General features: G+C 70.2%; 21 protein-coding genes and 1 tRNA gene. 8 read left to right on the top strand and 14 right to left on the bottom strand.

All coding sequences use genetic code 11. The annotated features are described in order from the left end of the window. The first annotated feature begins 59 nt into the window (after positions 1-59). The 3 genes from ND450_RS25075 (at position 60) to ND450_RS25085 (ending at position 1,998) form a co-directional block, all read left to right on the top strand. A tRNA-Lys gene (locus tag ND450_RS25075) sits at positions 60-133 on the top strand. A 96-nt stretch (positions 134-229) separates the two neighbouring features. Further along, positions 230-1,003, top strand: coding sequence for a maleylpyruvate isomerase family mycothiol-dependent enzyme (locus tag ND450_RS25080; RefSeq protein WP_253321117.1), 774 nt, complete (start codon positions 230-232; stop codon positions 1,001-1,003). Between the two features lie 80 nt (positions 1,004-1,083). After that, positions 1,084-1,998 carry a CPBP family intramembrane glutamic endopeptidase gene (locus tag ND450_RS25085; RefSeq protein WP_253321118.1) on the top strand — a complete coding sequence of 305 codons (915 nt, stop codon included), beginning with the start codon at positions 1,084-1,086 and terminating at the stop codon, positions 1,996-1,998. A gap of 66 nt (positions 1,999-2,064) precedes the next feature. Here the strand turns inward: ND450_RS25085 and ND450_RS25090 are convergent, their stop codons facing one another. Further along, complete coding sequence (locus tag ND450_RS25090; RefSeq protein WP_253321119.1) at positions 2,065-2,721, bottom strand: fasciclin domain-containing protein; 657 nt, start codon at positions 2,719-2,721, stop codon at positions 2,065-2,067. A gap of 242 nt (positions 2,722-2,963) precedes the next feature. Here ND450_RS25090 and ND450_RS25095 point away from each other — a divergent pair, with 242 nt between their 5' ends. Genes ND450_RS25095 through ND450_RS25110 form a run of 3 tightly spaced genes read left to right on the top strand, consistent with a single transcriptional unit; the run spans position 2,964 to position 4,681 of the window. Beyond that, positions 2,964-3,563: a sigma-70 family RNA polymerase sigma factor gene (locus tag ND450_RS25095; protein WP_253321120.1), complete on the top strand. Its 600-nt coding sequence runs from the start codon at positions 2,964-2,966 to the stop codon at positions 3,561-3,563. Beyond that, positions 3,560-4,282 (top strand): anti-sigma factor, encoded by a 723-nt coding sequence (locus ND450_RS25105; RefSeq protein WP_305885175.1) that lies wholly within the window; start codon positions 3,560-3,562, stop codon positions 4,280-4,282. Before ND450_RS25095 ends, ND450_RS25105 begins: the two co-directional genes overlap by 4 nt. Positions 4,283-4,330: 48 nt before the next feature. Next, positions 4,331-4,681, top strand: coding sequence for a VOC family protein (locus tag ND450_RS25110; protein WP_253321121.1), 351 nt, complete (start codon positions 4,331-4,333; stop codon positions 4,679-4,681). On the opposite strand, the gene ND450_RS25115 is transcribed toward ND450_RS25110, so the two are convergent. Continuing rightward, positions 4,671-6,329: an acetylserotonin O-methyltransferase gene (locus ND450_RS25115; RefSeq protein ID WP_253321122.1), complete on the bottom strand. Its 1,659-nt coding sequence runs from the start codon at positions 6,327-6,329 to the stop codon at positions 4,671-4,673. The genes ND450_RS25110 and ND450_RS25115 overlap by 11 nt on opposite strands. 18 nt (positions 6,330-6,347) lie before the next feature. Beyond that, on the bottom strand, positions 6,348-7,496 hold the full coding sequence (locus ND450_RS25120) for a 4-hydroxybenzoate 3-monooxygenase (RefSeq protein WP_253321123.1): 1,149 nt from the start codon (positions 7,494-7,496) through the stop codon (positions 6,348-6,350). A gap of 213 nt (positions 7,497-7,709) precedes the next feature. Here ND450_RS25120 and ND450_RS25125 point away from each other — a divergent pair, with 213 nt between their 5' ends. Further along, entirely contained in the window at positions 7,710-8,708 is a 999-nt protein-coding gene (locus tag ND450_RS25125; RefSeq protein ID WP_253321124.1) for an acyl-CoA desaturase, read from the top strand. 51 nt (positions 8,709-8,759) lie between these two features. Continuing rightward, a complete protein-coding gene (locus ND450_RS25130) occupies positions 8,760-9,461 on the top strand; it encodes an SDR family NAD(P)-dependent oxidoreductase (protein WP_253321125.1) in 702 nt (233 codons plus the stop codon). A gap of 3 nt (positions 9,462-9,464) precedes the next feature. Here ND450_RS25130 and ND450_RS25135 read toward each other — a convergent pair whose 3' ends face one another. The 11 genes from ND450_RS25135 to ND450_RS25185 form a co-directional block, all read right to left on the bottom strand. Further along, positions 9,465-10,661 carry a cytochrome P450 gene (locus tag ND450_RS25135; protein WP_253321126.1) on the bottom strand — a complete coding sequence of 399 codons (1,197 nt, stop codon included), beginning with the start codon at positions 10,659-10,661 and terminating at the stop codon, positions 9,465-9,467. Between the two features lie 17 nt (positions 10,662-10,678). Next, positions 10,679-11,461 (bottom strand): ABC transporter permease, encoded by a 783-nt coding sequence (locus ND450_RS25140; RefSeq protein ID WP_089922080.1) that lies wholly within the window; start codon positions 11,459-11,461, stop codon positions 10,679-10,681. After that, entirely contained in the window at positions 11,458-12,393 is a 936-nt protein-coding gene (locus ND450_RS25145; protein ID WP_253321127.1) for an ATP-binding cassette domain-containing protein, read from the bottom strand. The genes ND450_RS25140 and ND450_RS25145 overlap by 4 nt, the downstream gene beginning before the upstream one ends. Positions 12,394-12,403: 10 nt before the next feature. Then, positions 12,404-13,246 (bottom strand): DUF4097 family beta strand repeat-containing protein, encoded by an 843-nt coding sequence (locus ND450_RS25150; RefSeq protein WP_253321128.1) that lies wholly within the window; start codon positions 13,244-13,246, stop codon positions 12,404-12,406. A 68-nt stretch (positions 13,247-13,314) separates the two neighbouring features. Further along, complete coding sequence (locus ND450_RS25155; RefSeq protein ID WP_253321129.1) at positions 13,315-13,836, bottom strand: ribbon-helix-helix protein, CopG family; 522 nt, start codon at positions 13,834-13,836, stop codon at positions 13,315-13,317. A 99-nt stretch (positions 13,837-13,935) separates the two neighbouring features. Next, on the bottom strand, positions 13,936-14,721 hold the full coding sequence (locus tag ND450_RS25160; protein WP_253321130.1) for a TIGR02452 family protein: 786 nt from the start codon (positions 14,719-14,721) through the stop codon (positions 13,936-13,938). Positions 14,722-14,764: 43 nt separating this feature from the next. Further along, on the bottom strand, positions 14,765-15,748 hold the full coding sequence (locus ND450_RS25165; protein ID WP_253321131.1) for a hypothetical protein: 984 nt from the start codon (positions 15,746-15,748) through the stop codon (positions 14,765-14,767). Between the two features lie 52 nt (positions 15,749-15,800). After that, positions 15,801-16,226 carry a universal stress protein gene (locus ND450_RS25170; RefSeq protein WP_253321132.1) on the bottom strand — a complete coding sequence of 142 codons (426 nt, stop codon included), beginning with the start codon at positions 16,224-16,226 and terminating at the stop codon, positions 15,801-15,803. A gap of 2 nt (positions 16,227-16,228) precedes the next feature. Continuing rightward, complete coding sequence (locus tag ND450_RS25175; protein ID WP_371927785.1) at positions 16,229-17,461, bottom strand: SLC13 family permease; 1,233 nt, start codon at positions 17,459-17,461, stop codon at positions 16,229-16,231. A 42-nt stretch (positions 17,462-17,503) separates the two neighbouring features. Beyond that, complete coding sequence (locus ND450_RS25180; protein WP_089922073.1) at positions 17,504-17,959, bottom strand: (2Fe-2S)-binding protein; 456 nt, start codon at positions 17,957-17,959, stop codon at positions 17,504-17,506. 14 nt (positions 17,960-17,973) lie between these two features. Beyond that, positions 17,974-20,187 carry a xanthine dehydrogenase family protein molybdopterin-binding subunit gene (locus ND450_RS25185; RefSeq protein WP_253321134.1) on the bottom strand — a complete coding sequence of 738 codons (2,214 nt, stop codon included), beginning with the start codon at positions 20,185-20,187 and terminating at the stop codon, positions 17,974-17,976. Between the last annotated feature and the right edge of the window lie 39 nt (positions 20,188-20,226).

Here is a 20,226-nt window from a genome sequence, read left to right on the forward strand (position 1 = left end):
GGATGCCCTGTGCTAACGTTCTTCACGTCGGAACGAGCAAGGCTCCGGCACACAAACAAGCGCCGCTAGCTCAGTTGGTTAGAGCAGCTGACTCTTAATCAGCGGGTCCGGGGTTCGAGTCCCTGGCGGCGTACACCGGAGAAGCGGGTGGAGATTCGTCTCTACCCGCTTCTCCGTTTTTCCGACGCGCGGCGGAACAGAGGGCCGGTTCCGGGAGTTGGGAGTGGACATGAGCCAACTCCTCGACCGCACGATCACCGCCCTGCGTGCCGAGCACGACGTGCTCGCCGGTCTCGTCGGCACCTTGACCGACGAGCAGTTGGCGCTCACCAGTGGTGCTGCGGACTGGACCGTCGCCCAAGCCCTCTCACATCTCGGCAGTGGCGCGGAGATCGGTCACGCGCCGATCGCCGTGGCCGCCGGGGAGACCGTGGCGGCCGAGGACAACCGGACGATCTGGGCCCGCTGGGACGCGTCCGCGCCGCGCGTGCAGGCCGAGGGCTTCCTGGAGCACAACGGCCGCTGGCTCGACCTGGTCGAGGCGCTCACGCCCGAACAGCGCTCGTCGCTGACCGTCGACCTCGGCTTCCTGCCGGAGCCGGTCCCGCTGCTGACCGCGCTGGGCATGCGGCTCAACGAAGTGGCCAACCACTCCTGGGACGTGCGCGTGGCGTTCGATCCGCACGCCGGAGTGCACGCCGATTCGGCCGCGGTGCTCGTGGACCTCCTGGCCGGACCCATGGGCTTCCTGCTGGGCTTCTTCTCGAAGCCGGCCGAGCTCACGGCCCCCACGTCGGTCGCGATCCCCGGTGGCGGCCTGGTGATCGATGGCGCGGTCACCGTGACGGACCACCTCGAGTCGCCCTCCGCGACCTTCACCGGGCCGCAGGAAGCGTTCGTCCGCTTGACCAGCGGCCGTCTCAAGGCACCCCACGACAACGGCGTCACCGTCGAGGGCGCCGTCACACTCGACGACCTGCGTCGCGTGTTCCCCGGTTTCTGACAGGGGTGGAGCAGACTCCACCCCGAGAACGCCCCTTGGCTGCACTGACTCCGGCAAGGTCGATTTCTAGTGTTCCGACCATGACTTCGACCACCCCTGCGGACTCCGGCCGTGCTGCCCGCAACCGCTGGCAGGCGCTGGTCCAGCGCTTCCCGCTGATCACGTTCTTCACCCTGGCCAACGGCATCAGCTGGCTGGCCTGGTTGCCCTACATCCTGTCGCTGGACGGGTTCGGCGTGCTGCACTTCCGGTACCCGGACCTGCTGATGGGCAACCAGCTCACCGCCATCCTGCCCGGCGCGTACCTCGGTCCTCTGACGGCCGCGTTCACGGTCACCGCCGTCACCGAGGGCAGGGAAGGCCTGCGGCGGTGGCGCAAGCGGCTGTTCCAGTTCCGGGCCGGCGTCCTGTGGTACGCGTTCGCACTCTTCGCCGTTCCCGTGGCGGTCCTGCTCGGCACGCTGGCGGCAAGCGACGGCCAGGGTTTCCAGGTGCCGTCGTTGATGGTGCTGGCCCTCTACGTGCCGATGCTGGTGCTCCAGTTCTTCACCACCGGCCTCGCCGAGGAACCGGGCTGGCGCGACTTCGCTCTGAGCCGTCTCCAGCAGCGCCACCAGCCCATGATCGCCACGTTCGTCCTGGGCGTCCTGTGGATCATCTGGCACCTGCCGCTGTTCCTCACGCCCTGGGGAGGCCCGGACGTCACCGCCGAGACGATCGTCCGCTTCGCCGTCCTGGCGATGGAGATGAGCTTCCTGATCACGCTGGTCTACAACAAGGGACGCCAGAGCCTGCCGCTGGTCATGCTGCTGCACTGCTCGATCAACAACTTCCAGTCCGTCGCCTTCTCCGAGTTCTTCCCCGGCGCGAGCGAGCACCTGCTGTGGGGCCCCGTGCTCGGACTCGGCGTGCTGGCCCTCGTCGTCATCGTCCTCACCAAGGGCCGGCTCGGGTACACCGACGCCGAGGTTCGTGCGGTTGCGACAACCGCATAGCCCCGCACAGCAAGAAGTCCGAGAGCCACGCGAGGCGGCTCCCGGACTTCAGGCGGTTCGAAGACGTCAGGCCGGCATCAGCACCGAGTCGATGAGGTACACGGTGGCGTTGGCGGTCTTCACGCCACCGCAGATCACGTTGGCGTCGTTGACCTTCAGCGCGTCCTTGGTGCCGGTGACCTTGACGGTGCCGGTCTGGACGGTCTTCTGGTCGCCGACGATCTTGTCGGGCGTGATCTGGCCGGGGACGACGTGGTAGGTCAGGATCTTGGTCAGCAGCGCGTCGTCCGTCTTGAGCGTCTCGATCGTCGCGGCGTCGATCTTGGCGAACGCGGAGTCGACCGGGGCGAAGACGGTGAACTCGCCGCCGTTGAGGGTCGAGACGAGGTTGACCTTCGGGTTCAGCTTGCCGGAGACGGCGCTGACGAGGGTGGTGAGCAGCGGGTTGTTGCTCGCGGCGGTGGCGACCGGGTCGGCGGCCATGCCCGAGACCGAACCGGCGCCGGTCGGGACCTGCTTCGCGTAGTCGGCACAGCCGGGGCCGACGAGGTTGGCGGCCGGGTCGGCCATCGCCGCGGACGACGAGGTCGCCGTCGAGGTCGGCGCGGCGCTGGAGGAGCTGCTGCCGCTGCTGGCCATGTCACCCGAGCCGCACGCCGCGCCGAACAGGGCGAGGGACGCGACGCCGAGGGCGAGAGCGGTGTTGCGGACGGTCTTCTTCATGACAGGACATCTCCAAGGGTGATCGAGCGGTTGCTGCTCGTGATTCGGCACCCCCTCGGAGGCGGATGGGTGCGGTTACCGATCCGTTACCGAACTCGATCGTCCACAGTCGATTCCAGAGCTCTTCTTCGCAGTACAGGGCACCTATCCAGGCGAAGTGATGTGGCGACGCATTCCCGACCGATCCACCGGGGCTCCTGCTGCGAATACCAGACGGACAACGCTCGAGGAGAGGACCCGGGATGCCTGAGCGTGAGCGGGCGCTGCAAAGCCTGCAGAGCACCCCTCGTGACGTCGGCCCGACCGCCGACGACCTGCTCGCGCTGGTCGCACGGGGGGACGAGGCCGCGTTCGAGCGGCTCTACGACGTCGTGTCGGGCTCGGTGTTCGGGCTGATCAGACGAGTGGTGCGGGACCAGGCGCAGTCGGAGGAGGTGTTCCAGGAGGTGATGCTCGAGGTGTGGCGGACCGCGACGAGGTTCGACCCCGAGCGGGGTAGTGCGACCACCTGGATCCTCACGCTGACGCACCGGCGCGCCGTCGACCGGGTCCGGTCCGCGCAGGCGGCCAGCCACCGCGAGGACCGCGCGGCCCGCCTCGACCCGGCCAGGCCGTTCGACGAGGTGAGCGAGCAGGTCAACGGCAGACTCGAACAACGCCAGGTGCGGCGGTGTCTCAGCTTCCTGACCGAGTTGCAGCGCGAGTCCGTGCTGCTCGCCTACTACCAGGGCTACTCCTATCCGGAGGTCGCGAGCCTGCTGGGCATCCCGCTCGGCACGGTCAAGACCAGGATGCGCGACGGCCTGATCCGACTGCGGGACTGCATGGGGGTGACCGGATGAGGACCACATCCGCTGATCTGCACACGCTCACCGGCGCCTACGCCGTGAACGCGTTGTCCGACATCGAGAGAACCGCCTTCGAGGCGCACCTGCCCCGGTGCGAGAGCTGTGCCACCGAGGTCGCCGAGCTCACGTCCACGGCCTCGCGGCTGGGGCTCGCGGTCGAGTTCGCGCCACCTCCGCAGCTGCGCGCCCGCGTGCTCGCCGCCGCGGCCGAGACCCGGCAGGTGCCCCCGCGCACGGCTCGCGTGCCGAACCCGCGCCGGGTGCGCTGGGCGGGCGGGCTGCTCGCGGCGGCGTGCCTCGTCGCCGCTGTGTTCTTGACGGTGCAGTACACCGAGTCGAGCCAGGAACGGCAGCTCGCGCAGCTCTCCAGCGAGTACAGCCGGTTCGCCGACTTCCTGTCCACACCGGACGCGAGGCTCGTCAACGGCACGGCTCCGAACGGCGCCACCGGCACGGCCGTGGTGTCGGCCAGCCGCGACGAAGCGCTGTTCCTCGCCAAGGGCCTGCCCGATCCCGGTGGCGAGAAGGACTACCAGCTCTGGACGATCGGCGCCGACGGTGAGCCGCACTCGGCCGGGCTGATCGGCTCGCGTTCGGCTCCGGTCGTGCTCAACGGCCTGTCCGGCGTGGAGAAGGTCGCGCTCACGGTGGAGCCGCGCGGAGGTTCGGAGAAGCCGGCCGGCGAGACGGTGATGGCGATGGCGCTCGTCTAGCGAGAACCAGGGCGGCGGATGTCCGCAACGGGTGTCACCATGCCGCGCATGATCGGACGGTGGCACGGCCTGGTGATCGACTGCCCGGAACCCCGGGCGTTGGCGGAGTTCTACGAGGAGCTGCTGGGAATGGTCCGGGTGCAGGACGACGACGGGTTCGTCGTCATCGGTGACGCCCCGGACCGGCCCGGCGTGGCGTTCGCACGGGTCGAGGGGTGGTTACCACCGAAGTGGCCGGAGGAAACCGCGCGGATGCACTTCGACGTGCGCGCGGACGACCTCGCGTCGGCGGGCGAACAGGTGCTGGCCCTCGGCGCGCGCAGGCTCGAAGGGGGTGGCGAGCGGTTCCACGTCTACGCGGATCCCGCCGGCCACCCCTTCTGCCTCGTCAGCTGGTGATCGGCCGGGCGCGCATGACGTGCGCGTCCAACGGCAGCGCGTGCGTCTCGACCAGCTCGAAGCCCGCCTCCGCGAGCAATGCGCGGTAGTGCGACTCGGTGCGTTCGCGGCCGCCGGTGTTGCACAGCATGTGGATGTCCCACGGGATCGCGAGGGAGTCGGCCTCCCCCTCCTCGGGCAGCAGCCGCTCGATCACCAGGAGCTCGGCGTGTGCGGGCATGTCCCGCGCGCACGTGGCCAGGATCGTGCGGCACTGCTCGTCGTCCCAGTCGTGCAGCACGCGGGACAGCAGGTAGACGTCGCCGGACTCGGGGATCGCGCGGGTGAAGTCGCCGGGCACCAGCCGGACGCGGTCCGCGAGGTCGGCGAGGCGCGGCCGGGCGGCGGCGAGGGCGTTCGGGAGGTCGAGCAGGACGCCGCGCGACGCCGGGTTGGCGTGCAGCACGCGCGCCAGCAGCTCGCCGTTGCCCCCGGCCACGTCGACGACCGTGCGGGCGGTCGAGAAGTCGACGACCTTGGTGACCCCGGTGAACATGGCGTTGCTCGCCGCCATGGACCCGTGGAACAGCTCCGACAACGCCGGATCCGCTGCCATGTGGGCGAAGTGGTGCGCGCCGAACGCCTTCGCGTACGACTCCTCACCGCTGCGGACGGCCTCGGTCAGCTCGGCGAACGACCGGTAGAACGGACCGCCGTACATCAGCGCGAGCGGGCGCATCGAGCCCGTCAGGTCCGAGCGCAGCAGCTCGCCGAGGTCGGTGAGGCTGTGACTCTCACCGGACAGGTGGACGACGCCGAGCGAGGTGAGGTAGCGCAGAAGCCTTGCGAGACTGCGGGGTTCGGTGCCGGTCGCCGCGGCGAGCCCCTCCAGACCGGGGATCGTGACGAGGTGGTCGAGCAATCGGAGCTCGGCCGCGGTCGCGATGGCCTGCGTCGCCCACGCGCCGGTCAGCAGGCGCAGCAGCTCCGTTCCCGCGCACGACTCGCGCTGGTGGGTGGCCTGCAGCTGCGCGAACCTGCCGGTCGCGAGCAGTTCCAGCCGGCGGAACGCGGGGTCGGCGCAGCGGGCGTCGCGGAAGTAGAGCACCGAGGTGTTCTCGTAGCCGTTGTACCCACCGCCGTCCGGGCGCATGACGCCCGCGATCATCGTGCGCAGACCGCGCAGCAGCACCGGGTCCGGCCTGCGGACGGCGAGCGCGACGTGGTTCTCGTGTTCGTGGCGGCGTTCGTCCTCGGCGATGTGCGCGAGCTCCGGCGGCGTCACCATCACGAAGATCTCCAGCTCGCACGGCCAGCCGTTGCGGTCGGAGACGGGGGCGCGCAGGATGCCGACGTTCAGGTCCGCCACCGGCACCGAGTACCGCGTGCTCAGCCGTTCGCGGACGACGACGCTCGGGGTCATCGTGCCGACCTCGATGCCGTGGTGCGCGAGCTCGTCCGCAAGTCCCGCAAGGGTTTCCGGGAAGATGAGCAATGCGGCGTGATCCAGCGTGGCGTGCCGCGCCACGGCGGCGCGCTGGTCCGCGGGCAGCGAAGGCACGGCGGCGGCGAGGGCCGAGTGCGTGTCGTGGGCGCCGATGAGGGCCATCGCGGCGGTCAGGCGGTCGAGGTCGGCCGCGGCGATGACGGGTGTGCTGGTCGTGATCATGGTGGAGGTTCCTGTGGCTCAGATGCCGACGTAGTGCTCGGCGAAGAAGTCCTGGTGGGTGCGGGAGTCGCGCAGGCTGTGCAGCCGGGCGCGGCGCAGCGCGCGGTGGAAGTCGTCGTCCTGGGGGTGGAGGAGGTCGATCATCCAGCGGGAGAACTCCTGCGCCCGCCAGATGCGGGGCAGGCAGGTGCGCGAGTACGCGACCAAGGGCCGTTCGTCGTCGTGTCGCAGTGCGGAGATCAGGGCGGAGGCCAGCAGCTCGGCCTCCATGATCGCCAGGTTGGCGCCCTTGGCGGCGGAGGGGCTGATCGAACTCGCCGCGTCACCGACGAGGAAGAGCCGGGCGTGCTGGATCGGGTCGAGGACCTCCGACCGCAGCCGCACGATCCGCCGTTCGGCGATCGGGCCCTTCTTGAGCTGCCCGAACTCCTCGGTGCGCATCCGGGTGTCGAGCGCCGCCCAGATCCGTTCGTCGGTCCACTCCCCGGGGTCGTCGCCGGGAGGGACCTGCAGGTAGTACCGCGTCACCCCGGGGCTGCGCGCCATGTGGCCCGCGAAGCCGTCGTCGTGGACCGCGTAGGTGACCGCCGCCATGCTCTGCGGCGCCTCGGCGAGCACGGCGAGCCAGCTGACGCCGTGGTCCTGGGTGAGGCGCGGGCCCGGCACGGCCTGCCTCGTCACCCCGTTGCCGCCGTCGCAGCCCGCGAGGAAACGGCCTGTCGCAACGCCTTCGCCGCGCTCGTCGCGGTAGCGGATCGTGGCGGTGCTCGCGTCGACGTCCGTGACGGTGCTGCCGAACCGGATCTCACCGCCGCGGTCCAGGTACTCGGCGACGAGGTCCGTCACGAGGTCCTGCTGCGGGTACACGGTGTGCACCTCGCCGCGTCCGAGGGTCGAGTAGTCGAGCTCGAACTCCCCGTCCTCACCGCGAAACGCGCACACCCCGTGCGATCGTCCTTTGTGGAGCATTCCGGCCGCGAGGCCGTGCTCGGTGAGGATCCTGGCGGTGTTCGGACCCAAGAACCCCGCCCTGGCACGGGTCTGCACCTGCTCCCGGCTCGCCCGCTCGACGACGAGCGTGTCAATCCCTTGAGCCTGCAACAAGTTGCCTAACACGAGCCCCGCCGGCCCCGCGCCCGCGATGAGCACGGCTGTGTGGTCGACCACGCCTTCTGGTCCTCTCTACCGATCCGGTTTCGGCAGCACTGGACAACAACGGCACGAGCGGATGCGCGCGGCTCGCCGGAGATGAAGATCATGATCACTCCATCGTGTCGATGCGAGACCGCGCCGTACCGCAGAAGGGCCCGACCGCGGCGGTTTGTAACGACTTCACCGGCCGTCTATGACTTCGTCGCCGCGATCCGGCATTCTTCGCGAATGGCGCTTCGGCAGGCGAGTGACTTCGCCCAGTTGTCCGCCCTGGTCAAGCAGGCCGGGCTGCTCGAACGACGACGCGGGTACTACTACGCCCGCATCGGGGTGAACCTCGCGGTCTACGCGGCGACGTGGGTGGTCTTCGCGCTGCTCGGCGACTCGTGGTGGCAGCTCGCGGTGGCCGTCGTGCTCGCGGCGATGAGCACCCAGCTCGCGTTCATCGGACACGACGCCGGGCACAAGCAGATCTTCGCGTCGAGGAAGTGGAACGAGGTCGTCGGCTACGTCCACAGCGGACTGGTCGGCGTCAGCTACGACTGGTGGGTGGGCAAGCACAACCGGCACCACGCCAACCCGAACCACGAGGACGAGGACCCGGACGTCGACATCACGGTGCTGGCGTTCACGCAGCGGCAGGGCCTCGCGAAGCGCGGCCCGCTGAGGTGGATCGCCTCGCACCAGGCCGTGCTGTTCTTCCCGTTGCTGTTCCTCGAGGGCTTCGCGCTGCACTGGCACTCGATCCGGCACTCGGGCCGCGAGCGGGCCGTGATGATCGCGAACGTGGTGGTGTACCTGGCCGTCGTGTTCTGGGTGCTCTCCCCCGTGTACGCGATCGCGTTCGTGCTGGTGCACCAGGCGTTGTGGGGCTTCTACATGGGGTGCTCGTTCGCCCCCAACCACAAGGGGATGCCGGTGCTGTCGGCCGGGCACACGCTCGACTTCCTGCGCAAGCAGGTGCTGACCTCGCGCAACATCCGCGGCGGCTGGTTCACCGACATCCTGCTCGGCGGGCTGAACTACCAGATCGAGCACCACCTGTTCCCGAGCATGCCGCGGCCCGCGCTGCGCAAGGCCCAGGTGATCGTGCACGACTTCTGCGACCAGCGCGGCATCTCCTACGCGCAGTGCGGGCTGTTCCGCTCGTACGGCCACGTCCTCCAGCACCTGCACGAGGTCGCCGCGCCGTTGCGGGCCAGGCCCCTCGTCCCCGGGGCGAACTGACGGTCCGATTCCCGCCAGATCCCCGGCCGCCGGTGCAGCAGGCTGAACGGCATGGGATCACTTGCGGGGAAAGCCGCTCTCGTCACCGGTGGGAGCCGCGGCATCGGGGCCGCGGTCGCCGAGAAGCTCACCGCCCTCGGCGCCCACGTCGCCGTCACGTACCAGAACACCAAGCCGGACAACGGTTTCGCCATTCGGGCGGACAGCGCCGACCCGGACGCCGTCGTGGCCGCGGTCGAGGAGACCGCGGTCCACTTCGGACGCCTCGACGTGCTCGTCAACAACGCCGGGGTCTTCCAGGTCGGCCCGCTAGACGAGCTGGGACGCGAGGAGTTCGACCACACCATGGCCGTGAACGTGCGCGCGCCTTTTCTCGCGGCGCGTGCGGCGGCCAAGCACATGCGTGGAGGTGGCCGGATCATCAGCATCGGGAGCAACGTCGCGGTGTACGCGCCGTTCCCCGGCTTCGCCCTGTACTCGGCCAGCAAGACCGCGCTGATCGGGATGACGAAGGGGCTCGCTCGCGAGCTGGGCCCGCTGGGCATCACGGCGAACGTCGTCAACCCCGGTCCCACCGACACGGACATGAACCCCGCGGACGGGCCGATGTCGGACACGATCCGCGGACTGACCGCGTTGGGACGCTACGGAACACCCGCGGAGATCGCGGAGGTGGTGGCGGCGCTGGCGGGGGAGGCCGGTGCGTACGTCACCGGCGCCAGCATCAACGCCGACGGTGGGTTCACCGTCTGACGGCTACGCCCAGGTGACCGGCAGGGCGTGCACGCCGTAGATGTTCATGTCGGTCTTGAGCTTCACCTCGTCCGCCGGAACGGCGAGTCGCAGCGAGGGGAAGCGGTGCAGCAGTCCCTCGAACCCGGCGCGCATCTCGATGCGGGCCAGCTGCTGACCGAGGCACTGGTGCACGCCGTGCCCGAACGCCAGGTGGCCCCGGGCGTTGCGGTGGACGTCCAGTTCGTCGCCGTTCTCGTAGCGCCCGGGGTCGTGGTTGCCGGCCAGCAGTGACAGCACGACCGTCGAGCCCTCGCGGATGGTCTCACCGTGGAACTCGATGTCCTCCGCCGCGTAGCGGAAGAAGATGTCGACGACCGTCAGGTAGCGCAGCAGCTCCTCGACGGCGTCCGCGATCAGCTCCGGCTCCGCCCGCAGCGCCGCCAGCTGGTCCGGGTGTTCCAGCAGTGCGAACGTGCCCAGCGCCAGCATGTTCGCGGTCGTCTCGTGGCCGGCGAGCAGCAGCAGGAACGACATCCCGACGAGCTCCTGGTCGCTGAGGTCCTCGTCGCGGGCCAGGTCGGACAGCAGGTCGTCGGTGGGTTCGGCGCGCTTGGCCGCGATCAGGCCGGCCAGGAAGGTGTTGGTCGCGATGTACGCGGCCATCTTGTCCTCGAGGGAGATCTCGCGTTCCATGAACCTCGCGGTGTTCGTCTGGAACGTGTCGCGGTCCTCGTACGGGACGCCGAGCAGCTCGCAGATCACCAGCGACGGCACGGGAAGCGCGAACTCCCGCACCAGGTCGACCGGCGGGGTGAGCTTCGCGAGCTCGTCGAGCTGCCGGGTGGTGATCTCGGCGATGCGGTCCTCCAGCGCCTTCATCCGCCGGACGGTGAACGCCCCGGTCAGCTTGCGCCGCAGCCGGGTGTGCTCGGGCGCGTCCATGCTGATGAACACGCCGGGTTCCGGCGGGGCGGGCTCGGTGAACTCGGGCATGCCGGGTGTCGGGTACGGCGCGTGCAGGACGCCGAGGTCCTGCCGGGAGCTGAACCTGGTGTCGGCCAACGCCTGCCGGACGGCGTCGTAGCCGCTGATCAGCCAGCCCTCGTGGCCGTCGGGGAAGAGCATCGGGCTGACCGGGCGGGTCGAGCGCACCTTCGTGATCGCGCTCGGCGGATCGAACGGCGTGACGTCGCGGTCCATCGGTAAACCGTGCAGCATGATCGGTGTTCTCCTTGTCAGCGGGTGGATTCGCGGTTGAAGAGCTTCTTGGACCAGAGGTAGCCGCCGAAGCCGATGACGGCGCACCAGGCGAAGGCGATGTAGCCGCTGTTGCCGATCGGCGTGCCCATCAGCAGGCCGCGCAGGGCGTCGATGAACGGGGTGAACGGCTGGTACTCGGCGAACCAGCGCAGCACGGTCGGCATCGAGTCGGTGGGCACGAAACCGTTGCCGAAGAACGGGAGCAGGATCAGCGGCAGGCCGACGTTGCTCGACGACTCGACGGACTTGCTGGCGAGGCCGAGCGCCGCGGAGAACCAGATCAGCGCGAACGCCATCGCCACCAGCAGGCCGGCCAGCGCGAGCCAGTCGAGGGCGCTCGCCTGCGGCCGGAACCCGATCGCGACCGCGACGCCGAAGACGAACGCCATGGCGAGGACCGTCTGGACCAGGCTGCCCACGACGTGTCCGGTGAGGACGGACACCCGTGCGATCTTCATGGTGCGGAAGCGGTCGACGATGCCCTCGGTCATGTCCATCGCGATCGAGATGCTCGTGCCCTGCACCGCGGCGGTGATCGCCATCAGGACGATCGTCGGCGTCACGTAGTTCAGGTACTCGGCCCGGCCGCCGGAGGGCCCGCCGAGCCCGGCGCCCAGCGTGCCGCCGAAGACGTAGACGAACAGCAGCAGGAACACGACCGGCATGATCAGGAGCTGGAACGTCATCGACGGGTAGCGGATCATCCGCTTCAGGTTGCGGCGCACCATCGTCGCCGAGTCGGTCAGCACGTAGGTCATCTCTGGGCCACCTTGTCGGGAGTGCCGGTGAGGGCGAGGAAGACGTCGTCGAGGTCGGGGGTGTGCGTGCTGAGCGACTCGACGGCGACCGCGTTCTCGTCGAGCCGGTCGAGCAGTGCCTTGAGCGAACGGACGTTGCCGTCGCTCGGCACCCGCAGGGACAGCGCGTCACCGTCGCGCGAGGCGTGGCGGATGATCCGCGCGGCGGACTCCAGCTCGCGCAGTTCCGCGAACTGCAGCAGGACGTGGCCACCGGGGATGCGGCGCTTGAGCTCGTCCGCGGTGCCCTCGGCGACGATCCTGCCGTGGTCCAGCACCGCGATCCGGTCGGCGAGCTCGTCGGCCTCCTCGAGGTACTGGGTGGTGAGGAAGATCGTGACGCCGCTCGCCACCAGTCCCCGCACGATGTGCCACATGGTGCGGCGGCTGCGCGGGTCGAGGCCGGTGGTCGGCTCGTCCAGGAAGATCACCTGTGGCGACCCGACGAGCGTCATCGCGAGGTCGAGCCGGCGCCGCATGCCGCCCGAGTAGGTGGACGCGGACTTGTCGGCGGCGTCGACGAGGTCGAACTGCTCCAGCAGCTGCTCGGCCCTGCGCCTGCCACCGGCCTTGCCGAGGTGGTGCAGGTCGGCCATCAGCTTCAGGTTCTCGCGACCCGTCATCAGGTTGTCGACGGCGGAGAACTGGCCCGTCACCCCGATCGCGGCGCGGACGGCGTCGGCGTCGCCCACCACGTCGTGACCGGCGACGGACGCGCTGCCGCCGTCCGCCCGGATCAACGTGGACAGGATCTTGACGGTGGTGGTCTTGCCGGCGCCGTTCGCGCCCAGCAACGAGAAGACGGTGCCGCGCTTGACGTTCAGGTCGACGCCTTTGAGAACCTCGTTGTCGCCGTAGGACCGGCGCAGGCCTCTTGCCTCGATCGCGTTCATGGGGTTCCCCTCAGGCACGGCGGACGGAGATGTCGCCGAAGGACGTGTGGGCGGTGACCTTGACGGTCTGGGCGGCGTTGCCGGGGCCGTCGCTGCCGTCGAGGGTGTTGCTGACGCGGCCGAACGACGTCTTGGCGTCGATCCACGCGGCGGTGCCCTGGGCGATCCCGAGCTCGATGCCGCCCATCGCGGTGTTCAGCGAGACGGTGTCGCGGACGACCTCGGCGACCTCGATGGAGCCCATCGCGGTCCGGGCGTCCACCAGCGCGCCGGCGCGTTCGACGTTGATGTCGCCGTTGGCGGAACGGGCCCGCAGCTCGCCCTCGACCGTGCCGACGTCGATGTGGCCGTTGGAGTTCTTGACGACCAGCGAGCCGTCGACCCTGCCGACGCGGATGTGGCCGCTGCCGGTCTTGACCTCGGCGTCGCCGGTGACCGCGCCGATCTTGACCTGCCCGGCGCCCGTGTCGGCCTTCAGCGGGCCGGTGCGGTCGAGGTGGATGTTGCCCGCGGACAGGTCGACCTCGGTCACGCCGAGCACGCCGGAGGTGCGGGCGCTGCCGGCCGCCAGGTCGATGTCCACCCTGGACCCGGTCGGGAGCTCGATCACGACGTCGACCGAGCGCGTCTTGCGGGAGAAGTCGAAGGTCCGCTTCGGGCCGCGCACGACGAGGGTGCCGTCGGCGTAGTCGACCCTGATCTTCTCGGCGGCCTCCCGGTCCGAGGCGTCGGACGAGTCGGTGGGCCGCACCTCGACCGCGGTGGTGGCGCGGTCGGACGCGACCACCTGGACGTGGCCCGCGTAGACGTCGAGCAGTACGGAAATCGGTTCTGGCGTGTCGTAAGAAGGCATGGCTGTCCCCTCAGAAGGTGTCGGTGGAGCATCCCCGCAGGTCGGGGCGATGTGATGAGAAGCCGGTGCTAGCGGACCCAGCCGACGAAACGCTGCGAGCCGGTGATGTTGCTCGTCACCGCCTCGGCGACGGTCTGCTCGCGCTTCGGGTTCAGCTGGGCGGACGCGGCGCGCACGAGCCACGCGTTGACCGAACGCCCCTCCTTGGCCGCCGCCTCGTCGATCGCGGCCTTGAGCGGCTCGGGCAGGCGGACGTTGATGCGCACGGTGGTGCCGTCCTCGAAGCCGGCCGCCACGTCCTCGGCGGGCGGCGCGGGGGCGGGCTCCGGCGCGACGGCCGGTTCGGGCGCCCTGCGCGTCACGACGAACTTCGGGTCACGGCCCCGCAGCAACACCTGCACCGAGTCCGGTGCCAGGTCCGCGGTGATCTCGTCGGCGGCGGCGGACAGCGCTTCGAGCAGTGCCAGCCGGATCGCCGACTCCATCGTCACGGTCAACCGCTCGACCAGCGCACTCGCTTCGCCGCCGCCGGTCTCGACGGCGGTCAGCAGTTCGCGACCGAGGGAAGCCACATACGGGGTCAGATCCATGGCACCACTATGGCACACGGTGGCACCACCCACAAGCAATTCTGGCTCAATTTGGCATCATTTTGGCTCAGCGCAGGTCAGGAGTGGTGCCATCGCGGCTCAGCCGAGGGCGTCGGCGAACGCCTGGAAGGTCGGCGCGCCCTTCTGGCGGTCGAGCACCGCGAAGACGACGTGCTCGAAGTAGCGGTTGTCCCGCAGCGCGAGCCCGAAGATCCGGGCGACGGTCGCGGGGTCGTTGCCGAAGACCCCGCACCCCCACGCGCCCAGTACGAGCCTGCGGTGGCCGTGCGACGCGGCGACGTGCAGGACGCGGATGGCGCGGCGCAGCAACGCGAGCGGCACGCCGTCGGCGCGTTCGGGCTGGTTGCGCAGGACGGCCGCCAGGTTCGGCGCGGCCGCGGTGAGGAACGAGACCTCGTACGGCTCCGGCAGCAACGTGCCCTCGTCGTCCTTGAACAACGGCACGCGCGGCGAGTAGATCACGCGGTCGGTGTAGGTGAGGTCCTCGTGCGCGCGGTGGTACGTGTAGAACTCGCCTGCGGCACGCAGGCACGGGTAGAGCGCCGACGCACGGGCGAGGCTCTCCTCCTGGGCCTGCGCGCCGTTGAGGAAACCGCCGCCGGCGTTGCGGGCGGACGCGAAGTTCAGCGCCGCGACGTCACCGCCGAGCCGGCGACTCGCGTCCAAAGTGGACTCGTTGGTGACGTCGATCCGCGCCTCGCCCGTCTCCGGGGGCAGCGGGAGCACCTCGTCCGGCAGGTGCAGCCGGGTCCCCTCGACCGCGGGTGTGACGGCGACGGCGACCTCGCCGGCGGGGGTGGAGTAGGAACCGCGCTCCGAGATGGCGACGGTGTCGTGGGCGATCGCTCGCAACCTTGCGCTCATGGTGCCCACGAGTCTGGCTGGCGTTCCCGTGCCCGCCAAGCGCTTAAATCCGGGCGTAGACCTCGGCGACGGCACCGAACGCGGCCTTGGGCTCCCAGCGGCCGTCCTCGTGCACCTTCACGATCCCGGGACCCGCCATGTCGAGGTCTCGGGACGGGTCGTCCGGCCGGTGGGTGTAGTCGGCGAGCGCGAACATGTACACGAACGCGCTGTCGACGCCCTCGGCCTCGAAGGTCTCCAGCACCTCGCGCAGGTACGTGGCCTGCTCCTCCTCGTCGCGCACGTAGCCGTCCTTCACGCGGACCGGCAGCCCGGCCTCGTCGTGCTCGACGATCTCCATGCTGCGCGGCGCGACGGCGCCCGACCCGTGCCACGCCGCCGTGCCGAAGCCCGTGATGGCGACCGGTTTCCCCTGCGCCACCACGTTCCTGATGCTCTCGGCGTAGACGCCGGCGACCTCGGCGGACCGGATCAGCTCGAACGACTTGAAGTCGAACAGGTCCCAGTCGGGGTTCTCGAACGGGATGCAGGCGTAGGTGAGCTCGCCGTGGAAGTGTCGCCGCACAACGCCGACGGCTTCGGCGAGGAACGCGTTGAGCCTCTCCCCCGCCTCCCGCATCCGCTCGGGTCGTCCCATGAGCTGCTCCACCCGCTGCAGGACGTCGTCACCCGGCAGGAAGCCCGGGTTCATGACGCTGAGCTCGACGCCCGTCACGAACACGACCTCCGCGTGCGCCCGGACCCGCTCGGCCCTGCGCGCGCAGTCGGCGAACAGGTCGAGGACCTCGGACGGCGTGAGCTCCAGCGGATAGGGCGAGAACCAGATCTCCAGCCCCAGCCCGGCGGCGATCTCCGCAGCCCGTTCGAGCCGTTCGGGATCACCTCCGACGAGGTGGACGGCGTTGCAGTGCAGGTCGTCCCTGATCGCGGTCAGGTCCCGCCTGACCTCGTCCAGGTCGAACGTCTTGAGCGAAATGTCCCCGTGGCGCACGAAACCGGTGTCGTACGCGATGCCTTTGGCTCGCATGGCCTCAGGCTATGCGAGAAAAGTGCGTGCGCGCAAGTTTGCGCTCAGGCAGTTATGTCGGCCAGACGAGGAGCACCGGGCACGGGGCGTGGTCGACGACGAAGCGGGTCGCCGGGCCGAGGCTGCGCGGACCGGCGTGACTGACGTCGCCGTCACGGCAGAGGACCAGCAGCGACGCTTCCCGTGCCGCCTCGACGACCTCGTGCTCGACCCGGCCGACGCGCGCCTGTGTCGCGCACGGGCGCCCGAGGCGTTCGGCGGCCGCGTCCAGCAGGTGCGTGGCGTGGTCGGCGGCCAGGTCGTCGAGGCGCGTGCCGGGGTCGAGCGAGGAGTGCCTGCCCAGCAGCCCGGCGAACGCGCCGTGGGCCGTACCGGCCACATCGCTGACGTGCAGCAGCAGGAAGTCCCCGTCCTGCGCACGAGCCGCGTCGACGCAGTCCTGCCAGGTGTCGTCGGCGATCCACACGACCACCGTCATGATCATCCTCCGATCAGCCGCAGGGACGCCCACAGTGCCACGACGGCGCCGATCAGGGTGGCAGGCACGGCGAGCAGGCCGAGCTTCGTGAACTCCGGCAGGTGCACCTCGGCGTCGTGGTCGTGCACGATCCGCCGCCACAGCAACGTCGCGAGCGACCCGGCGTAGGTGAGGTTCGGGCCGAGGTTCACGCCCAGCAGCACCGCCAGCACGACGCCCGGCCCCATCGGCGCCACGAGCGGCAGCAGCACGAGGACCGCGGGCAGGTTGTTGATCACGTTGGCGAGCACGGCGGCGACCGCGGCCACGCCGAGCAACGCCAGCAGGCCGTCGCCACCCGGGATCGCGAGCTTCAGCACCTCGTCGAGCCCGTTGTCGACCACCGCGCGCACCACGATGCCGAGGCCGAGCACGAACGCGAGGAACGGCAACGAGGCCGCACGCACCACCTTGACCGCGGTCGTGCGCTTCTTCGCGAGCGCCCGGACCGCCATGACCACGGCACCCGCGCAGGCGGCCCACGCCGGGTCGACACCGGTGGCGGAGGCGACCACGAACCCGACGAGCGTCAGCCCGACCACGGTCAGCGCGAACACCGGCAGCTCGGCGGCGGGCCGCGTGTCCGGCTCGTGCACCGGCGCGTCGAGGTCGGTGCGGAAGAACCGCCGGAACACCACGTACTCGATGACGATCGCCACGACCCACGGCAACGCCATCAGCGCCGCGAACCGCGTGAAGCTCAGCCCGCTCGACGCGAACGCCAGCAGGTTCGTCAGGTTCGACACCGGCAGCAGCAGCGACGCGCTGTTCGACAGGTGCGTGCACGCGTAGACGTGCGGTTTCGGCCGGACGCCGAGCTGCGCGGCCGTCGCGAACACCACGGGCGTGAGGAGCACGACCGTCGCGTCCAGGCTCAGCACCGCCGTGGTGACCGAGGCCGTGACGAACACACCGCCCAGCAACGTTCTCGGCCTGCCGCCGGACGCCCGCGCCATCCACGTGCCCGCCGCGTGGAACAGGCCCTCGTCGTCGCAGAGCTGCGCGAGCACGAGGATGGCGGCCAGGAACCCGATCACGGGCCCCAGCCGCACCGCCTCGTCCACGACGTGGTCGAACGGCAACGCGCCGACGAGCACGACCAGCACGGCCGCCGGCACCGCGACCGCCGCCTCGGGCAGACCCCACGGCCGGACGACCGCGCAGACCAGAACAGCCACCAGCAACACGACGGACAGCGCCAGCACGGGATCCTCCTGCGCCGGCGGGCCCCGGCTACCTCACATCTTGGCCGCCGCTGACTTTATGGCCTGGCGGATGCGGAAGTAGGTACCGCACCGGCACACGTTCGCGATCCGGTCGATGTCCTCGTCCGTTATCTCCTGCTTCGTCCGGAGCAACGCCGCCGCGGCCATGATCTGGCCGGGCTGGCAGTAGCCGCACTGCGCGACGTCCTGCTCCAGCCACGCCTCCTGGACGGGGTGCAGGTCGTCACCCGAGGCGAGGCCCTCGATCGTGGTGACCTCCTGCCCGGAGCACTCCGCGACGGGCGTGACGCACGGCTGGATCTCCGCGCCGTTGAGGTGGGACGTGCAGGCGCGGCAGACGCCGATCCCGCAGCCGAACTTGGGCCCGCGCACGCCGAGCTTGTCGCGCAGCACCCAGAGCAGTGCCATGTCGGCGGGGGCCTCGACGGTGACCGGCTTCCCGTTGACGATCATGGTGTAGGTAGGCACAGGGGGACGCTCCTTCAGCGCGGGAACGGCTCGAAGTCGACCGGGAAGATGATCGGGAAGCTGCGCGGCACGACGCCGGTGGCCCGCGCGTAGGCGTTGGCGATGGCACCGACCGCGGCCGGCACGCCCAGCTCGCCCGCGCCGCCCGGTTCGCCGGTCGCCGGCATGACGTGGATCTTCACGTCGAGCGGCGCGTCCTTCTGGCGCGCGTAGTGGAACTGCGAGTACGAGCCCTCCAGCGGCAGACCCCTGTCGATGTGCAGACCGGCGCGCAACGTGGTGGAGATGGCGTCGGTCAGGCCGCCGAGCATCTGCGCCTCAAGGCCGCGCGGGTTGATCGGGCGGCCGACGTCGACCGCGATCGTCGCCCTGACCACGCGCGGGTTCTTCGGGTCGCGGGCATCGATCTCGACCAGGCACGCCGTGCACGACTTGTACTCGTCGTGGAAGCCGATGCCCTGCGCGAAGCCCCGGGGCATCGCCTTGCCCCACTCGCCTTCGGCCACGACCTTGTTCAGCACGGCGCGTTGCCGCGCGGTCTTGAGGAACTCGCGGCGGAACTCGACCGGGTCCTTGCCCATCTTCTTCGCGAGCTGGTCGACGAGGATCTCCTCGGCGCCACGGGTGTTCGCGGAGTAGACCGAGCGCCACGAACCCGTGTGCATCCGCAGCGGCACCTCGTTGAGCAGCGAGGTGACGACGCCGAAGTTGTACGGCACCTTGCACGTCGTGAGGAACACCGTCTGCGCGAACGACAGGTTGCCCCCGACGGGCAGCTTCGCGGCGGTGGCGGTGAGGATCTCGCCGAGGCCGTGCCGGAAGTCGGTCTCGACCGACGCCACGCGGTGCTCGAACGTCAGCACGTTGCCGAGCCCGAACGTCGCCCGCAGCTTGTGGTGGCTCGCGGCGCGCGCCCGGCCGTGCCGCATGTCGTCCTTGCGGTCCCACATGAGCTTCACCGGGCGCCGCAACGCCTTCGAGATCTGCGCGGCCTCCAGCGCGGCGTCGAAGAAGAGCCTGCGGCCGAACGAGCCGCCGCCCTGCATCACGTGCACCTTCACCGCCGACTCGGGCAGTCCGATGGCGGCGGCGATGGTCTGCTGCGCCACGATCGGCGACTTCAGGCCCGCCCAGATCTCGGCCCGGTCGTCGCGGACGTCCGCGATCGCCGAGTTCGTCTCCATCGGCGCGTGGCTGACGAACGCGAAGTCGAAGTCCATGTCGAGGTGCTGGGTCAGCAGCGGTGGCACCACGAACGGCAGCGCCGCGGCCTGCAACTTCGCGCGGATCTCCTTGTCCGACAACGAGTCGATCGTGCCGGCGTTCCAGGTCACCTTGAGCGCGTCCCGTGCGGCCATGGCCTGCCCGAACGTCTCGGCGACCACCGCGACCCCGGTCGGCACGACCCCGATCGCCAGTACACCGGGCATCGCCTTGGCAGCCGCCGAGTCGACCGACCTCACCGAGCCGTTGATCGTCGGTGGCCGGCGCACGACCGTCGGCATCGCGCCCGGCACGTCCTGGTCGAGCGTGTACCTGAACTGACCGGTGACCATCGCGCGGGCGTCGATGCGCGACTGCGGGGTGCCGACGAGCCGGTGTTCCTCGGCCGGTTTCGGTTGTGCGGCGAAGGTTCCGGTGAGCTGCGCGGCGGCCGAGGTCAGCAGCCCGTACACGATCGGGCGGCCGTCCGGGAGGATCACCGCACCGTCCTTCGTGGACAGTCGCTCGACCGGGACGCCGTGCCTCTGGGCGGCCGCCGCGAGCAGCCTGGCCCGTGCGGCCGCCGCCGCCTGACGGACCGGGCCGTACACCGACCGCATCGTGTTGGAACCGCCCGTGAGCTGGTTCATCAGCAACTCGGGCCGCGCGTCGGCGAGCGTCACGCGGACCTTCTCGAGCGGCAGGTCGAGTTCCTCCGCGACGAGCATCGCGCACGCCGTCGTGATGCCCTGACCGACCTCGGCGCGAGGCAGTTCGAGGGTGACCACACCGTCCTCGCCGACGCTGAGCACGGCGAGCGCTCCGGCCGTGGGCGTGCCGGCCAGGATGAGGACGTCGCCGAGGTCGAGGACCTCGGCCGGTTGCGGCAGTGTCGGGATGACGGCCTCGGCCGTGCCGGGGACAGCGACGGTGAGCACCGGCGCGGCCACCAGGAACGTGAGGAACTGCCGACGACGCACCGGGGCCCGGACTTCGGGGACCGGGACTTCGTTGTCACAGGTCATGTACTCGTCAACGACATCTGGTCCACACGGGTACGACCG

Source organism: Lentzea sp. HUAS12, from assembly GCF_024125735.1.
Classification (GTDB): domain Bacteria; phylum Actinomycetota; class Actinomycetes; order Mycobacteriales; family Pseudonocardiaceae; genus Lentzea; species Lentzea albida.

Excerpts from the sequence above, each read along its gene's own strand:
- ND450_RS25185 (WP_253321134.1), bottom strand. The coding sequence starts at position 20,187 with ATGACCTGTGACAACGAAGTCCCGGTCCCCGAAGTCCGGGCCCCGGTG.
- ND450_RS25155 (WP_253321129.1), bottom strand. The coding sequence starts at position 13,836 with ATGGATCTGACCCCGTATGTGGCTTCCCTCGGTCGCGAACTGCTGACC.
- ND450_RS25135 (WP_253321126.1), bottom strand. The coding sequence starts at position 10,661 with ATGCTGCACGGTTTACCGATGGACCGCGACGTCACGCCGTTCGATCCG.
- ND450_RS25125 (WP_253321124.1), top strand. The coding sequence starts at position 7,710 with ATGGCGCTTCGGCAGGCGAGTGACTTCGCCCAGTTGTCCGCCCTGGTC.
- ND450_RS25160 (WP_253321130.1), bottom strand. The coding sequence starts at position 14,721 with ATGAGCGCAAGGTTGCGAGCGATCGCCCACGACACCGTCGCCATCTCG.
- ND450_RS25145 (WP_253321127.1), bottom strand. The coding sequence starts at position 12,393 with ATGAACGCGATCGAGGCAAGAGGCCTGCGCCGGTCCTACGGCGACAAC.
- ND450_RS25130 (WP_253321125.1), top strand. The coding sequence starts at position 8,760 with ATGGGATCACTTGCGGGGAAAGCCGCTCTCGTCACCGGTGGGAGCCGC.
- ND450_RS25085 (WP_253321118.1), top strand. The coding sequence starts at position 1,084 with ATGACTTCGACCACCCCTGCGGACTCCGGCCGTGCTGCCCGCAACCGC.
- ND450_RS25115 (WP_253321122.1), bottom strand. The coding sequence starts at position 6,329 with ATGATCACGACCAGCACACCCGTCATCGCCGCGGCCGACCTCGACCGC.
- ND450_RS25095 (WP_253321120.1), top strand. The coding sequence starts at position 2,964 with ATGCCTGAGCGTGAGCGGGCGCTGCAAAGCCTGCAGAGCACCCCTCGT.
- ND450_RS25080 (WP_253321117.1), top strand. The coding sequence starts at position 230 with ATGAGCCAACTCCTCGACCGCACGATCACCGCCCTGCGTGCCGAGCAC.
- ND450_RS25140 (WP_089922080.1), bottom strand. The coding sequence starts at position 11,461 with ATGACCTACGTGCTGACCGACTCGGCGACGATGGTGCGCCGCAACCTG.
- ND450_RS25165 (WP_253321131.1), bottom strand. The coding sequence starts at position 15,748 with ATGCGAGCCAAAGGCATCGCGTACGACACCGGTTTCGTGCGCCACGGG.
- ND450_RS25150 (WP_253321128.1), bottom strand. The coding sequence starts at position 13,246 with ATGCCTTCTTACGACACGCCAGAACCGATTTCCGTACTGCTCGACGTC.
- ND450_RS25105 (WP_305885175.1), top strand. The coding sequence starts at position 3,560 with ATGAGGACCACATCCGCTGATCTGCACACGCTCACCGGCGCCTACGCC.
- ND450_RS25170 (WP_253321132.1), bottom strand. The coding sequence starts at position 16,226 with ATGACGGTGGTCGTGTGGATCGCCGACGACACCTGGCAGGACTGCGTC.
- ND450_RS25110 (WP_253321121.1), top strand. The coding sequence starts at position 4,331 with ATGATCGGACGGTGGCACGGCCTGGTGATCGACTGCCCGGAACCCCGG.
- ND450_RS25090 (WP_253321119.1), bottom strand. The coding sequence starts at position 2,721 with ATGAAGAAGACCGTCCGCAACACCGCTCTCGCCCTCGGCGTCGCGTCC.